The organism is Candidatus Thiodiazotropha endoloripes, assembly GCF_001708965.1.
In the GTDB taxonomy this organism is placed as follows: Bacteria; Pseudomonadota; Gammaproteobacteria; order Chromatiales; family Chromatiaceae; genus Thiodiazotropha; species Thiodiazotropha endoloripes.
Genome location: NZ_LVJW01000008.1, coordinates 1 through 16,146, shown reverse-complemented (window position 1 = coordinate 16,146; position 16,146 = coordinate 1). Strand labels below are relative to the sequence as shown.

Genomic DNA, 16,146 nt, shown 5'->3' with positions numbered 1-16,146 from the left:
ACATGGAATCATTAACAACCACAACGCTGGCAGCCCTGGAGTTACTGTTCAGCGGTAACCCTGAACTCTGGGAGATCATTGCCATCTCCTTCAGGGTATCGGGGGTTGCCATACTGGTGGCGTCACCACCGGCCTTGCTGATCGCTTTTATACTCGCCTACTACCACTTCCCCGGCAGGCGTCTGCTGATCTCCATCAACAGCACTCTGCTCTCAGTGCCTGCCGTGGTCGTAGGCCTGACCCTTTTCATACTACTCTCCAGACAGGGTCCGCTTGGGGAGTGGAAGTTACTGTTCACCCAGACGGCGATGGTGCTTGGTCAGATCGCACTTGCCTTTCCGATACTTGTTGCCATGGGACACTCGGCACTGCAAGCCTGTGACCGCAGAGCCTGGGAGACAGCACGCACCCTGGGCGCGACACCGCTAAGGGCGTTGATCACCATCATGCGGGAAGCGCGTTTTGGGCTGATGGCTGCGCTGCTTGCAGCATTCGGCCGGATTATTGCCGAGGTCGGGGCATCAATGATGCTTGGCGGCAATATCCTCCACTATACCCGCAACATTCCAACCGCCATCGCTTTGGAATCGAGTAAGGGTGAATTCGCTCAGGGCATCGCCCTGGGTCTGGTTCTACTGATTCTGGCATTCACTCTGAACGCCTTCCTGCAGCACTTTCAAGGTAAGGGGCAACCAGCCTGATGACTACAACAGATCAATTCAATGTCCATTGCCTGAAAAAACACTATGCCAAAAGGCAAGTGCTGAACGAGGTCACCTTCTCCCTTCAAGCTGGACAGACCCACCTGTTGAGTGGCGACAATGGGGCGGGGAAAACCACCCTGTTACGTATTCTGGCTGGACTGGAGAAACCGGACAGCATCCGGATCGACCTGGGAAAGGGGCCACTCAACTGGCGTCATGTCAAAAAAACCCTGCAACACCATGCCCTCTATCTTCATCAACACCCGTATATGTTTGACGGCACAGTAAGCTACAATCTGGACTATGCCATCGGCGTGAAACTGACCAAACGGGAGCGTCAACAACAGATCGATAAAGCCCTGGAGTGGGCCGATCTCCAGCAGTTGTCCCACGCGCCAGCCAAATCACTATCCGGTGGCGAGAAACAACGGGTCTCCCTGGCACGGGCCTGGTTGAAGAGGCCGTCCATCCTGTTGCTGGATGAACCGACCTCCAACCTCGATCAGGAATCGAGACATCGAACACTCAGTCTGCTGGAAGCCTTCAAAAGCGATGGCACAGCCATGCTGCTGGCCAGCCACGATCCCATGCACTTCCCCACTCTGATAGACCAGCACTTACGCCTGGATCAGGGTAAACTGATACGCATCGATGATCAGAAACTGATCGAATTCGATCAGACTCACCCAAACTTCAGGAGCACGGCGTGAACGACCGTTCAGATTACACCGCAGTCATCCTGGCCGGTGGCCGGGGTAGCCGCATGGGCGGCAATGACAAAGGCCTGGTCCTGCTTGATGGTAAACCACTGATCGAACATGTCATCAACACCATCGCACCCCAGGTTGGGCATCTGCTAATCAACGCCAACCGAAACATGACGGACTATCAGAGATTCGGTTATCCGGTGATTCGTGACGAACTGAGTGGTTACCAGGGACCCTTGGCGGGGATCTACTCCGCTTTGGAACAGATCACTACCCCGAATCTGATCACCGTACCCTGCGACGGTCCCAGATTACCAAAAGATCTGGTAGCCCGGCTGGCAAGCGCCCGTGAAGACGCAGATGCGGATATTGCGGTGGCTCACGACGGCAAGCGCCTGCAACCGGTGTATGCCCTGATCGGGAAAAAACTGCGGCCAAGCCTGAAGGCTTACCTGGACGGCGGCGATCGGAAAATCGATCTCTGGTACGCGCAACATAAAATGGTTACAACCGACTTTTCCGATATTCCTGAAACCTTTCTGAACATCAATACGCCAGAGGAAAGGAATGAATTCGAACAACCCCAAACCGCTGAACGTTAAGGGTGGAAGGATGATCGATTACCCGATCCCCCTGCTCGGCATCATAGCCTACAGTGGCACCGGTAAAACCACCCTGTTGACCAGACTGCTGCCGATCCTCAAAGCGGCAGGCCTGAGGATCGCGGTGGTGAAACATGCACAACACCAGTTTGAGATCGATCACCCCCATAAAGACAGTTATGAACTGCGTAAATCCGGTGCGAGCCAGATGCTGGTCGCCTCCAGAGGACGGATGGCACTGATTGCCGAAACCGATGACCGGAATGAACCGGATCTGCAGTCCACCCTACCTCATCTCGACCATCACGCCCTCGACCTGGTGCTGGTGGAGGGATTCAAACACGCTCCCATACAAAAAATTGAGCTGCACCGACCTAAACTGGGCAAGCCGTTGATCTGCCAGACGGACTCAAACGTTATTGCCATCGCCACGGATGAGGCGATATGCTCTCTACCGGAGGGTTTACCGGTCTTGGATCTCAACCAACCGGAAGCTATTGCAAACTTCATTCGTCAACAGCTCTATCGATTCGGAGAACGCCCCATCCATGACCCTGCAAGCCACCAATCCTCAAACCAGTTGCGCTGACCCTGAACCATCCAGCACCCTCCGGGTTGCTGCAGCCAGAGAGGCTATCCAGAGTGGTATCAAGCCGATCCTGACCACTGAACGGCTGGCACTGCGCGATGCTCTGGGCCGGGTGCTGGCACAACCAATCATCTCCCCACTCGATGTTCCCGGCCATACCAACTCCGCGATGGATGGCTATGCTCTGAAGGGCTCAGATCTGCAATCCTCCTCTATTACAAGTTTCAAACTGATCGGCACTAGCGTGGCCGGTCAACCCTTTCCAGGTCATTGCCAATCCGGTGAATGTATTCGCATCATGACCGGCGCGCCGATGCCTGAAGGCGCGGACACGGTCATCATGCAGGAGCAGGCGAAGCTGGATGAGACGCAAATGGTCTCATTCACCTCACAACACAAACAGGGACAGAATGTGCGCCATGCCGGTGAGGATATCGCCAAAGGCAGCCGTGTGCTGGAACCGGGCAGGCGCCTGACGGCTGCCGACCTGGGGGTCATGGCATCACTCGGCTTTGGAGAGGTCAGTGTCAGGCGCAGGCCCCGTGTCGCCTTCTTCTCCACCGGCGATGAATTGCGCGGTATCGGTGAATCCCTGAGAGAGGGGGATGTCTACGACAGTAACCGTTACAGTCTCTACGGCATGCTGAAAAACTGTGGCGTGCATCTGCTCGATATGGGAGTAATCAAAGATGACCCGGAAGCCTTGCGTCAGGCCTTCCAGGCAGCCGCTGAAGAGGCGGATATGGTAATCTCATCCGGCGGTGTTTCAGTTGGAGAGGCCGACTACACCAAAAAGATCCTGCAGCAGCTGGGTGAAATCCACTTCTGGAAAATCGCCATGAAACCTGGACGTCCCCTGGCATTCGGCGAACTGGGGCAAACCCGCTTCTTTGGCCTGCCCGGCAATCCGGTGGCGGTCATGGTCACTTTCTATCAGTTCGTTCTGCCGGCCATACACTACATGGCCACTGGCAAGCCCTATCAACCCTTTATCCTGACGGCAGTCTGTCATGACGCACTCCGTAAACGGCCTGGGCGATATGAATTTATACGGGGTGTTTTTTCAACCGGTGACGATGGCCAACTCAGCGTCGAATCCGTCGGCCAACAGGGCTCGGGAATTCTCACTTCAATGAGTCGTGGAAACTGCTTTATCCTACTGCCGGAAAGTTGCGCCGGGGTCAGTGAAGGAGACCGGGTTGAGATTCAACCCTTCGCATCGTTAAGTCTTGAGTGAACAGTCACGTTGAGGATCTTACTGACGAGTTGATAAGGGTGTTCAGCACCCCTTTTCAAAACAGTTGAGCAAGCGTTCCAGGGTAGTCCACTCCTCATCCGTCAACTTGCCATTCAGCGCAGCCCGCTCAATTTTTGCCACCACCTCTCTGGTTTTCGGTGAGAGTCGTTGATTCATCTGACGCACTGACATCAGCAGGGTCTCCAGATTATCCCCATCCGAGACGGCTGGTTGCCTGCTCCCTTTGTTCTTCGGATATTGATACTCCACCCCAACCACCGGATGCTGAACATCCATATAACCTTCAGGTAGATCAAGACCGGTTTCGATCCGCCTGGCAACCACATCACCCATATTGCGTCTTCCTGTGACCATCTGGCTCACGTGAGCTGGTGTCAGCCCAACCTTTTCGGAGAACTCCCGCTGGGAATGAAAACGGTCGATCTGATCCAGTAGATTGGCTTTGCGTATCGTCTTGATATTCATGGTCAAAAATAATAGCTAATTGCTATATTAGTGGCCATGTACATATTGCTATTCGTTTAGCTCTATGCTAATGTTCATCCTCAATATGGATATGAAGACATTTATTTCAACGGAAGGTCGCGAGGCAGCCACCCGTCTGGCAGCAAAGTGCGGTACCAAATATATCTACCTGACTCAGATCGCCTCTGGCTTCAGAAAGCCCAGTGGAAGGTTAACCCTCTTACTCGAGCGCCATTCCGAGGGTAAATTGAGCCGATATGAACTACGACCTGACCTCTACCCCAAGGCACAGAGTGAACAACAGATCTCGAAATGTTCCTCCTGAATTTTCACAAAACAAAAAGGTATCGAGTATTGTTTCATGGAAAGATTAAAGCAGCGCCCTCTTATTCAGACAGACTGAAAATTTATTGTGATGAGTTTTCAGAGTTCAATTTACGTTGTGAACAACTCTGTAGAGCATTCGATCATATTGCCACTCATCACGATAGTATCAGCAGTTTTTCAGTAAGAGGGATGAAACAGAACGCGTTATGGCTTAAATGGCGTATGCAGGAGATGGAGCAGAAATTGACACGGCTTTATGAGGAGACGTGCCAAACCAACTCTAACCATATTTAAAAAAAGGTTTACTGAAGCAATGTGGTGTTATTTAAGTCCATCTAGATAACACATCCACAAGGATTAAACTTTATTTTTACTTCCAGAATAGAGTGGATCATTTGAAAGCAGATTTAGAGTGCCATCCTGGCCATCCAGTCAATTAGCGTCAAGGTAACTATTTTTTCATCGATAATCGAATAAAAGCTATTTGCTCTATAAGTTAGTATAAGAATAATTCAATTATCCGCATCTTCCTCCTCATTTATAGTGAGAATTCGATAGACCATGATTGAGACGCCATGCTCCCCTCGACAACTGTTAGAAACTCTAAATAGATAATTCTCATACTCAAACTCATTCGACCATAGCGATTCACATACAATTGGATCATCGGGATCGAGTTGGAATGCTTGTGTGACTTCTGAAGATATAATCGTTACATGAGTATCACCTTGAGAACGGGCATGCTCTACATACTTTATCCTACAGTACTTTCTGATCTGCTCTTTGCTTACCGACATATCGATCTTAATCTATAGGATATTCATACTTGTTTATGGCAAGCGCGATCACAACAGTTCCATCGTGTTACATACAAGTCATAATAAATAATTCTTTACTTAAATATTCCACGTGATACCAGCAAAAGTGTTAAGAGGCTTATTACTGACATGTGGCGCCAATTCAATCAAAGTCGCCAAACTTACCAGCACACAGAATCTTTCTATTGATCTATGTCAACAAAGCCATACTTATTTTTTTTATCTTAGGAATCCAACAAACGGAAAGAGATAGAACGCTTGTTGATCCAAGCACTCTTTATCGAATTCCGTATCTATATGCGGCTTTTATTTAGAATAAATCTAATTGTTAAATGGCACAAAAAAGTGAGAACCAGTTCAAATATCCTCAGCGAAGGAGTACTTATTTGTAGGTATCTTTTGTCTCTTTTGTTAGATTAGCGGCCTCTTACGGAATACAAATATCAAACCCCATGGATAGGTAATCACGTATCAGTGATACCAATAAACGACTTATTTGGATCATAGAACCATTGGTTATATTAGCCGTGGTGTAATTTATTGGGGTTTGTTATTGCCATGTCACCAGATGAACTTGTGAGAGATATCGACCAGCTGGTTGCTCTCCCCGAAGTTTTCATACAAGTCAATCACATGATGGAACAGCCCAACTGTTCATCAGCCAAGCTTGCCGAAATAATTTCAGCCGATACAGACATCTCCTCCAGACTGTTAAGACTGGTTAACAGCTCTATGTATGGACTCAGATCAAGAATAGACACGATTTCCAGAGCAGTCACCATTGCCGGTACCGAGGAGTTACGAAATCTCGTGACTGCAACCTGTGCTGTCAGGTCTTTTACTGGTATACCAGAGCACTTGATCAATATGGAGGACTATTGGCGCCATGGTGTAACAACCGGCGTAATAGCAAAGATATTGGCCCAGCAATGTAATGTACTGCATAGTGAGCGTCTATTTGTTGCCGGTATGCTACATGATGTTGGACGTTTGGTTATCTACCTGAGAATACCGGATAAAGCGACTGAAATCTTAAATATCACAGCTGGCGACGAGTGGATTCTCGCCGAAGAGGAAGACCACTATTTAGGGTTCAATCATATGGATGTGGGTGCCGCACTGATGAAATCCTGGCAACTGCCAGACAGTATTATATCCGTCATTCAGAATCACCATACACCGAAGGGGGCAACCGACCATAAATTCGACGTATCCCTTGTTCATATAGCACTAGCGATTGCCCGAGGCCAGATGACTGGACTATCTGTTGAAGAGATGATATGGGCGATTGATCCATCAATATGGGAAGAGACAGGACTTAGTCCAGAAAACATCACTCCTCACGTCGATAAGATGTTAATGATGTCCCTGGACACTTTGAAGACGATTCTATCTCCGATAGATCAAAAACAGGCATAAGAATGTTTACCTAGTCTGTTTCAACTTTCACACCAGAACTAAACCTGCTGTTTCGTTAGAAAGATCGGCTCTGAATAAGGCTGGATGCATCTATCGATATGCTAGTTCATGCGCGATATTAAATCAGGTTTAGTAACCACATAAGGAGGTGTTAATCAGAGGATTATAAATATGACTGCTAATAGAATTAGTTTAAATAACTTCTCGAAAAACAGTAGCTCACTACTGATTGTCATTAAAGTCACTACCTATTTAGCGTGCGTCATTTTCCTGAAGATTAAGCAACTCAAAACTATGCTTGCAATCATATTACTGAATACGCTAATAGCGTTTTCATTAAATAACAGGGAACCGTTATAGATGCACTCCTATGCGATACTGTAGAAAGCGTAAGCGCAATGAGGAACCAGTCTGTGATTAATACCGAGACCTCATTGGACAAAAAACTGGTAAAGAAACCATCGTTTATTATCTTCTTCTTGAAGATATTTATTCCTGCCACCATAACATTATATGGCACTCTTTTTTATATAATCCAACAAACACAATCTCAGGATAAACAAATAATAGTGGCTCGCGAGCAATCTGCGTTGAAGAGCGCAGGTGATTTCACCTCAACCCTGTTCAAGGATAAACTTTCTGACCTGTTTGTGCTCTCTGAAGGTGAAATTCTCAGAAAGTATCTACAGAATGACAGTTTATTGAATTGGATTGAACTCAATCGGGCTTTTTCACTTTTTGTGAGGCGAAAACCTTACTATGACCAAATTCGCTTAATTAATGCAAATGGTAAAGAGGTAACAAGGGTTAACAAAACATCGGGAGATCCAGAGATAGTACCAAAGACAGAACTACAGGATAAAAGTGATCGATACTATTATCAAAACGCAATAACACTAGCTCAGGGAGAGATCTATATATCGCCGTTAGACCTGAATATGGAACAAGGTAAGATCGAAAAACCTATCGTCCCCACCATTCGGTTTGCCACCCCCGTTTACGACGGCTATGGAAAAAAACGCGGCGTTCTCATCATCAATTACACCCCCATTGAACTGCTTCAGAAGATAAAGGATATCTTCAAATCTCTACGCGGGAAAGTCACTATGCATAACAGCGATGGATATTGGTTAATGGGGGCAGAAAAAGAAAAGCTCTGGGGTTTTATGTATAGCAGTAAGGTAACTTTTGAAAGCGAAGAGCCTGAGGTATGGAAGGAAATAAAACATGGTAGTAACAGCGGCTTAATAACCACAAGCACAGGAGTTTATATATTTCAAAGGGCTTATCCACTCAACAGACACACGATAGGCACACTCGAAAATATACAACTCGGGGCAGATGCATTTATACGGAAAAACGGTGATCGATATTGGGTCTATATTTCCTATTTATCAAACGAAACAATCAGCCAACAATCGTCAATTCCTGTGTATATGTCAACGATTCTATATGTTTTAATATTCATAGTAATCAGTCTCACGAGTGGATTTATAGCCACGAATGGCATACAGAAAAAAACAGCTTCACTCAAGCTGTTACAGGAGGCAAATACTGATGAACTGACCGGTCTCTATAACCGCCGGGAACTCAATAAAATTGCCGGAATTGAGTTCAAACGCGCCAAGCGGTTTAATCGAGATTATTCCATTCTTATTATCGATCTTGATAATTTTAAAAAAGTGAATGACACATATGGCCACACTATAGGCGATCAAATACTTCAGCATAATGCCAATATTTTTCTGGATTCAACCAGATCGGAGGATCTTTTAGCACGTTATGGTGGCGAGGAATTTGTCATGCTACTACCAGAGACTGACATCGAGGGAGCGAGGCTTTTAGCACAACGAATATGTGATGATGTCAGAAGTAAACCATTCGATTCAAGTCATGAAAACATTGCTACAACTGTAAGCATTGGAATCAGCCAGATAGATCAGAACGATGAAAGTTACACAGACATTCTTGAGCGTTCAGATATTGCACTATATATGGCCAAGCGCACAGGTAAAAACAGGGTAGAGGCTATCTAGTATAGAGAACTCAGGCTTATACACACCAGTCATCACATACTGAGAATAAAGATAACTACAATAAATCGAATAAACAGGCAAAATTCAACACTTCTTCACCAATCCTATCAGACGTGGTAAAACGTATTCCCAGATCAAGAAACTTATAAAATCCATTATCTGGATCAGGTAGTATTAAATCTATGCCTTCGTTAATCGCTTTTAGTACCCCTTGAACTGAAGATTTTCAATTCAGAACTACTACCGAAAAACAAAGTGTAATAACTCTGCTTACCACTCAATACGCTCCACACCCTCAATCGTCAACTCAGAACCATCAGAAAATGTAATCTGACTACTTGTTTCTGGATTTACGGAAAGTGCATTGTCTGCAATATCATACTGAACCTGTTCACCATCCACCGAGATTTCCCATGGATTGGATGGATCGGCATTGGGATCTGCATCCGGATTCAGCTGCACCACATCAGTCCAGCCTTCAGCCCGCCCTTCATCAAAATAATTTGCCCCATCGAATGGATTATCCGCCTCATCCTCTCTGACTTCATGGTCAAGATCCTGACTGTCATCAAAATCACTTCCTTCCGCCAACTCTGAAGACTCTTCACTGAACTCATAGTCTGAGTCTGTAGAGAGTCCCGAGTCCTCATCCAATTCATCCCTGCGATCAAGATCATCTGAATCCTCCAACAGGCCACTATCATCGTCGACATCCGCGTTTGAGTAATCCTCTTCTGCAACTGACATGGCTTCCTGCACGTCTGCAACATTAATCGCAATGGTCTCTGTGAACGTGTTACCTGTCGAATCGGTCACTCTTATCGATATCTGATGCGCACTGCGATCTTCATAGTCGATATCAGCACCATGGGTGACAACCAATTGATCACCAACGATATCAAAATGTCCTGAATCATCCCGGATCAGATCGTAGCTGAACTGATCACCACTATCCTCATCGATGGCTGATAGGGTTGCTACAACCGTTCCGCTTGCAGAGCCCTCTTCTACAACTCCACCCTGAACCTGGATGTCAGTCGGTGAGGCTTGGGACTCTTCGTTGTCTTCACGAAATCTATGACCACGATGTTCATGTCGTTCGCCATGCTCACCATTTCGAGGGTGTTCATCCCAATTATCACGATGCTCCCAACCTCTATGGTGTTCTCGGTCATCATCGTCGCCACGACCCCGGTGCTCATCACGGTCGTCCCGATCGCCTCGTCCGCGGTGTTCATCCCTGTCTTCCCGATCGCCTCTACCTCGGTGTTCTTCCCGGTCGTCCCGGTCTCCTCGTCCTCGGTGTTCTTCCCGGTCGTCCCGATCACCTCGTCCGCGGTGTTCTTCACGGTCTTCCCGATCGCCTCGTCCTCGGTGCTCATCACGGTCTTCCCCATCGCCTCGTCCTCGGTGTTCTTCCCGGTCGTCCCGGTCTCCTCGTCCTCGGTGTTCATCCCTGTCTTCCCGATCGCCTCGTCCGCGGTGTTCTTCCCGGTCGTCCCGGTCTCCTCGTCCTCGGTGCTCTTCACGGTCGTCCCGTCCGCCTCGTCCTCGGTGCTCTTCACGGTCGTCCCGGTCTCCTCGTCCTCGATGCTCTTCACGGTCGTCCCGATCACCTCGTCCTCGGTGCTCTTCACGGTCGTCCCGATCACCTCGTCCTCGGTGCTCTTCACGGTCGTCCCGTCCGCCTCGTCCTCGGTGCTCTTCACGGTCGTCCCGTCCGCCTCTACCTCGGTGTTCTTCACGGTCGTCCCGATCACCTCGTCCGCGGTGTTCTTCACGGTCTTCCCGATCACCTCGTCCTCGGTGCTCTTCACGGTCGTCCCGTCCGCCTCGTCCTCGGTGTTCTTCCCGGTCGTCCCGGTCTCCTCGTCCTCGGTGCTCTTCACGGTCGTCCCGTCCGCCTCTACCTCGGTGTTCTTCCCGCTCTTCCTCTCCTCTGCCACGGTTCTCCTCGTTTTCGTCAGGATCACTACCGGTATGTTCTCCAGATGAATCCGAATTACTATCGATACCCTCTACATTTATGGTCAAAATAGTTTCGGCTTTCCCTCCATGATCATCTTCAACTATCACAGGTACTTCGATAACTGCGGTTTCACCTGAATCCAATCCTTCATAACCACTTGCATCAAAGCTATAGGAACCATCCGCATGGAGAGTCAATCCATCGACATTTGCATCTGTTGAAAAGGTCAAAGAGGCTCCAATCGGTAAATCGATATCATCAGCCTCTAATTGTCCTTTAATGATTTTCCCCTCATCTACCACGACCTCTTCGGTAACTACCGTTGGAAGATCGTTGGTTCCGGTTACCGTGATAGTCAGATAGGTATCGGATGAACCACCCTGATCATCAACCACCGTCACAGGTACTTCGATGGTTTCAGTTTGACCCTCTCCAAGTGATTGATAAAAGGAAGCATCGAAACTGTACGAACCATCCTCATTCAAAGTCAGCCCTTCGACTTCTGATGAGGTGGAGAAGGAGAGAACTGAACCTTCTGCCAGATCAATGTCACCAGCTTTCAGCTGCCCCTTTGCTAAGGCACCCTCTTCTACAGTTGTCTGCTGCGCTTCTGCTACTGGGGCATCATTGGTGCCGGTGACGGTAATCGTCAGTGTGGTTTCAGCTGTGGCGCCCTGGTCATCTGTGACCGTTACCGGTACTTCGATAGTTTCAGTTTCACCCACACCAAGGGATTGATAAGAAGATGCATCGAAATTGTAAGAGCCATCCTCATTCAAAGTCAGGCCATCAACTTCTGATGATGTGGTAAAACTGAGTGAAGCTCCCTCAGCTAGATCTATATCACCTGCCTCCAGATTACCCTGTATTAGAGCACCTTCATCTACTGCAACCTGCTCTGCATTGGCAATTGGAGCATCATTAGTGCCGGTGACGGTAATCGTCAGCATCGTTTCAGCTGTAGCACCCTGGTCATCAGTAACCGTCACAGGGACTTTAAGCGTTTCAGTTTCACCCGCACCAAGTGATTGATAAGATGACGCATCGAAACTGTAGGACCCATCTTCATTCAATGAAAGGCCATCAACTTCTTCTGAAGTGGAAAAACTGAGAGACCCACCTTCTACCAGATCAACATCACTGGCTTGTAACTGACCGTTAACCAAACCACCTTCGTCCGCCGAGATCTCTTGGGCCTCTGCAACTGGATTATCATTCGTGCCAGTGACGGTAATCGTCAGTGTGGTTTCAGCCGTAGCGCCGTGATCATCTGCGACCGCCACTGGCACTTCAATGGTCTCAGTTTCACCCGCACTGAGAGATTGATAAGATGACGCATCGAAACTGTAGGACCCATCCTCATTCAAAGTCAGCCCTTCGACTTCTGATGAGGTGGAGAAGGAGAGAGCTGAACCTTCTGCCAGATCAATATCACCAGCTTTCAGCTGCCCCTTTGCAAAGGCACCTTCTTCTACAGTTGTCTGCTGCGCTTCTGCTACTGGGGCATCATTAGTACCGGTGACGGTAATCGTCAGCGTGGTTTCAGCTGTGGCGCCCTGGTCATCAGTGACCGTCACAGGGACTTCAAGCGTTTCAGTTTCACCCGCACCGAGTGATTGATAAGAGGAAGCATCAAAACTGTACGAACCATCCTCATTCAAAGTCAGACCTTCGACTTCTGATGAGGTGGAGAAGGAGAGAACTGAACCTTCTGCCAGATCAACATCACTGGCTTGCAATTGACCGCTAACCAATCCGCCTTCTTCCGCTGAGACCTCTTGGGCCTCTGCTACTGGATCATCATTCGTGCCAGTGACGGTAATCGTCAGTGTGGTTTCAGCTGTGGCACCCTGATCATCAGTGACCGTCACAGGGACTTCAAGCGTTTCAGTTTCACCCGCACCAAGTGATTGATAAGATGACGCATCGAAACTGTAGGACCCATCTTCATTCAATGAAAGGCCATCAACTTCTTCTGAAGTGGAAAAACTGAGAGACCCACCTTCTACCAGATCAACATCACTGGCTTGTAACTGACCGTTAACCAAACCACCTTCGTCCGCCGAGATCTCTTGGGCCTCTGCTACTGGGGCATCATTGGTGCCGGTGACTGTAATCGTCAGTGTGGTTTCAGCTGTGGCGCCCTGGTCATCTGCGACCACTACTGGCACTTCAATGATTTCAGTTTCACCCACACCTAGGGTTTGATATGACGAGGCATCGAAACTGTAGGACCCATCTTCATTCAAAGTCAGCCCTTCGACTTCTGATGAGGTAGAGAAGAAGAGAGCTGAACCTTCTGTCAGATCAACATCACTGGCTTGCAATTGACCGCTAACCAATCCGCCTTCTTCCGCTGAGACCTCTTGGGCCTCTGCTACTGGATCATCATTGGTGCCGGTTACTGTAATCGTCAGTGTGGTTTCAGCTATGGCGCCCTGGTCATCAGTGACGGTTACCGGTACTTCGATAGTTTCAGTTTCACCCTCTCCAAGTGATTGATAAGAGGAAGCATCGAAACTGTAGGACCCATCTTCATTCAAAGTAAGGCCATCAACTTCTGATGATGTGGTAAAACTGAGTGAAGCTCCCTCAGCTAGATCTATATCACCTGCCTCCAGATTACCCTGTATTAGAGCACCTTCATCTACTGCAACCTGCTCTGCATTGGCAATTGGAGCATCATTAGTGCCGGTGACGGTAATCGTCAGCATCGTTTCAGCTGTAGCGCCCTGGTCATCGGTGACCGTCACAGGGACTTCAAGCGTTTCAGTTTCACCCGCACCGAGTGATTGATAAGATGATGCATCGAAACTGTAAGAGCCATCCTCATTCAAAGTCAGGCCATCAACTTCTGATGATGTGGTAAAACTGAGTGAAGCTCCCTCAGCTAGATCTATATCACCTGCCTCCAGATTACCCTGTATTAGAGCACCTTCATCTACTGCAACCTGCTCTGCATTGGCAATTGGAGCATCATTAGTGCCTATGACAGTAATTGTTAAAGTGGTTTCAGCTGTGGCACCCTGATCATCAGTGACCGTCACAGGGACTTCAAGCGTTTCAGTTTCACCCGCACCAAGTGATTGATAAGATGATGCATCGAAGCTGTATGAGCCATCCTGATTTAAAGTCAGCCCTTCGACTTCCGATGAGGTAGAGAAGGAGAGAGCTGAACCTTCTGCCAGATCAATATCACCAGCTTTCAGCTGCCCCTTTGCAAAGGCACCTTCTTCTACAGTTGTCTGCTGCGCTTCTGCTACTGGGGCATCATTAGTACCGGTGACGGTAATCGTCAGTGTGGTTTCAGCTGTAGAACCCTGGTCATCTGTGACCGTTACCGGTACTTCGATAGTTTCAGTTTCACCCGCACCGAGTGATTGATAAGATGATGCATCGAAATTGTAAGAGCCATCCTCATTCAAAGTCAGGCCATCAACTTCTGATGATGTGGTAAAACTGAGTGAAGCTCCCTCAGCTAGATCTATATCACCTGCCTCCAGATTACCCTGTATTAGAGCACCTTCATCTACTGCAACCTGCTCTGCATTGGCAATTGGAGCATCATTAGTGCCTATGACAGTAATTGTTAAAGTGGTTTCAGCTGTGGCACCCTGATCATCAGTGACCGTCACAGGGACTTCAAGCGTTTCAGTTTCACCCGCACCAAGTGATTGATAAGATGATGCATCGAAGCTGTATGAGCCATCCTGATTTAAAGTCAGCCCTTCGACTTCCGATGAGGTAGAGAAGGAGAGAGCTGAACCTTCTACCAGATCAACATCACTGGCTTGTAACTGACCGTTAACCAAACCACCTTCGTCCGCCGAGATCTCTTGGGCCTCTGCAACTGGATTATCATTCGTGCCAGTGACGGTAATCGTCAGTGTGGTTTCAGCTGTAGAACCCTGGTCATCTGTGACCGTTACCGGTACTTCGATAGTTTCAGTTTCACCCGTACTGAGGGATTGATAAGATGAGGCATCAAAACTGTAGGACCCATCTTCATTCAAAGTAAGGCCATCAACTTCTTCTGAAGTGGAAAAACTGAGAGACCCACCTTCTACCAGATCAACATCACTGGCTTGTAACTGACCGTTAACCAAACCACCTTCGTCCGCCGAGATCTCTTGGGCCTCTGCAACTGGATTATCATTCGTGCCAGTGACGGTAATCGTCAGTGTGGTTTCAGCCGTAGCGCCGTGATCATCTGCGACCGCCACTGGCACTTCAATGGTCTCAGTTTCACCCGCACTGAGAGATTGATAAGATGACGCATCGAAACTGTAGGACCCATCCTCATTCAAAGTCAGCCCTTCGACTTCTGATGAGGTGGAGAAGGAGAGAGCTGAACCTTCTGCCAGATCAATATCACCAGCTTTCAGCTGCCCCTTTGCAAAGGCACCTTCTTCTACAGTTGTCTGCTGCGCTTCTGCTACTGGGGCATCATTAGTACCGGTGACGGTAATCGTCAGTGTGGTTTCAGCTGTGGCGCCCTGGTCATCTGCGACCATTACTGGCACTTCAATGATTTCAGTTTCACCCACACCTAGGGTTTGATATGACGAGGCATCGAAACTGTAGGACCCATCCTCATTCAAAGTCAGCCCTTCGACTTCTGATGAGGTGGAGAAGGAGAGAGCTGAACCTTCTGCCAGATCAATATCACCAGCTTTCAGCTGCCCCTTTGCAAAGGCACCTTCTTCTACAGTTGTCTGCTGCGCTTCTGCTACTGGGGCATCATTAGTACCGGTGACGGTAATCGTCAGTGTGGTTTCAGCTGTGGCGCCCTGGTCATCGGTGACGGTTACCGGTACTTCGATAGTTTCAGTTTCACCCGTACTGAGGGATTGATAAGATGAGGCATCGAAACTGTACGAGCCATCCTCATTCAATGCCAGCCCTTCTACTTCTGATGAAGTGGAAAAACTGAGAGACCCTCCTTCTACCAGATCAACATCACTGGCTTGTAACTGACCGTTAACCAAACCACCTTCGTCCGCCGAGATCTCTTGGGCCTCTGCAACTGGATTATCATTCGTGCCAGTGACGGTAATCGTCAGTGTGGTTTCAGCCGTAGCGCCGTGATCATCTGCGACCGCCACTGGCACTTCAATGGTCTCAGTTTCACCCGCACTGAGAGATTGATAAGATGACGCATCGAAACTGTAGGACCCATCCTCATTCAAAGTCAGCCCTTCGACTTCTGATGAGGTGGAGAAGGAGAGAGCTGAACCTTCTGCCAGATCAAT

At 48.4% G+C, this 16,146-nt stretch carries 10 protein-coding genes; 8 read left to right on the top strand and 2 right to left on the bottom strand.

The annotated features are described in order from the left end of the window. The first annotated feature begins 2 nt into the window (after window positions 1-2). The 5 genes from A3193_RS19555 to moeA are packed head-to-tail and all read left to right on the top strand — an operon-like array spanning window position 3 to window position 3,839. Complete coding sequence (locus A3193_RS19555) at window positions 3-701, top strand: ABC transporter permease (RefSeq protein WP_069015653.1); 699 nt, start codon at window positions 3-5, stop codon at window positions 699-701. Further along, window positions 701-1,414, top strand: a complete 714-nt coding sequence (locus tag A3193_RS19550) for an ABC transporter ATP-binding protein (protein ID WP_069015652.1) — start codon at window positions 701-703, stop codon at window positions 1,412-1,414. Before A3193_RS19555 ends, A3193_RS19550 begins: the two co-directional genes overlap by 1 nt. Then, window positions 1,411-2,013, top strand: coding sequence for a molybdenum cofactor guanylyltransferase MobA (mobA, locus tag A3193_RS19545; RefSeq protein ID WP_069015651.1), 603 nt, complete (start codon window positions 1,411-1,413; stop codon window positions 2,011-2,013). The genes A3193_RS19550 and mobA overlap by 4 nt, the downstream gene beginning before the upstream one ends. After that, on the top strand, window positions 1,979-2,602 hold the full coding sequence (mobB, locus tag A3193_RS19540; RefSeq protein WP_235615061.1) for a molybdopterin-guanine dinucleotide biosynthesis protein B: 624 nt from the start codon (window positions 1,979-1,981) through the stop codon (window positions 2,600-2,602). The genes mobA and mobB overlap by 35 nt, the downstream gene beginning before the upstream one ends. Continuing rightward, complete coding sequence (gene moeA, locus A3193_RS19535) at window positions 2,562-3,839, top strand: molybdopterin molybdotransferase MoeA (RefSeq protein ID WP_069002828.1); 1,278 nt, start codon at window positions 2,562-2,564, stop codon at window positions 3,837-3,839. The genes mobB and moeA overlap by 41 nt, the downstream gene beginning before the upstream one ends. A gap of 42 nt (window positions 3,840-3,881) precedes the next feature. On the opposite strand, the gene A3193_RS19530 is transcribed toward moeA, so the two are convergent. Further along, window positions 3,882-4,325, bottom strand: coding sequence for a helix-turn-helix domain-containing protein (locus tag A3193_RS19530; RefSeq protein WP_069002827.1), 444 nt, complete (start codon window positions 4,323-4,325; stop codon window positions 3,882-3,884). Between the two features lie 91 nt (window positions 4,326-4,416). Between A3193_RS19530 and A3193_RS19525 the strand changes: the two genes are divergently transcribed. The 3 genes from A3193_RS19525 to A3193_RS19510 all read left to right on the top strand — a co-directional run bounded on the left by A3193_RS19525 (window position 4,417) and on the right by A3193_RS19510 (window position 8,925). Continuing rightward, entirely contained in the window at window positions 4,417-4,650 is a 234-nt protein-coding gene (locus A3193_RS19525) for a helix-turn-helix domain-containing protein (protein WP_139116858.1), read from the top strand. A gap of 1,378 nt (window positions 4,651-6,028) precedes the next feature. Continuing rightward, entirely contained in the window at window positions 6,029-6,889 is an 861-nt protein-coding gene (locus A3193_RS19520) for an HDOD domain-containing protein (protein ID WP_069015673.1), read from the top strand. Between the two features lie 413 nt (window positions 6,890-7,302). Then, window positions 7,303-8,925 carry a sensor domain-containing diguanylate cyclase gene (locus A3193_RS19510; protein WP_162273759.1) on the top strand — a complete coding sequence of 541 codons (1,623 nt, stop codon included), beginning with the start codon at window positions 7,303-7,305 and terminating at the stop codon, window positions 8,923-8,925. A gap of 270 nt (window positions 8,926-9,195) precedes the next feature. Here the strand turns inward: A3193_RS19510 and A3193_RS19505 are convergent, their stop codons facing one another. Further along, complete coding sequence (locus tag A3193_RS19505; RefSeq protein ID WP_268806846.1) at window positions 9,196-16,089, bottom strand: VCBS domain-containing protein; 6,894 nt, start codon at window positions 16,087-16,089, stop codon at window positions 9,196-9,198. Between the last annotated feature and the right edge of the window lie 57 nt (window positions 16,090-16,146).

Excerpts from the sequence above, each read along its gene's own strand:
- moeA (WP_069002828.1), top strand. The coding sequence starts at position 2,562 with ATGACCCTGCAAGCCACCAATCCTCAAACCAGTTGCGCTGACCCTGAA.
- A3193_RS19520 (WP_069015673.1), top strand. The coding sequence starts at position 6,029 with ATGTCACCAGATGAACTTGTGAGAGATATCGACCAGCTGGTTGCTCTC.
- A3193_RS19550 (WP_069015652.1), top strand. The coding sequence starts at position 701 with ATGACTACAACAGATCAATTCAATGTCCATTGCCTGAAAAAACACTAT.
- mobB (WP_235615061.1), top strand. The coding sequence starts at position 1,979 with ATGAATTCGAACAACCCCAAACCGCTGAACGTTAAGGGTGGAAGGATG.
- A3193_RS19555 (WP_069015653.1), top strand. The coding sequence starts at position 3 with ATGGAATCATTAACAACCACAACGCTGGCAGCCCTGGAGTTACTGTTC.
- A3193_RS19530 (WP_069002827.1), bottom strand. The coding sequence starts at position 4,325 with ATGAATATCAAGACGATACGCAAAGCCAATCTACTGGATCAGATCGAC.
- A3193_RS19525 (WP_139116858.1), top strand. The coding sequence starts at position 4,417 with ATGAAGACATTTATTTCAACGGAAGGTCGCGAGGCAGCCACCCGTCTG.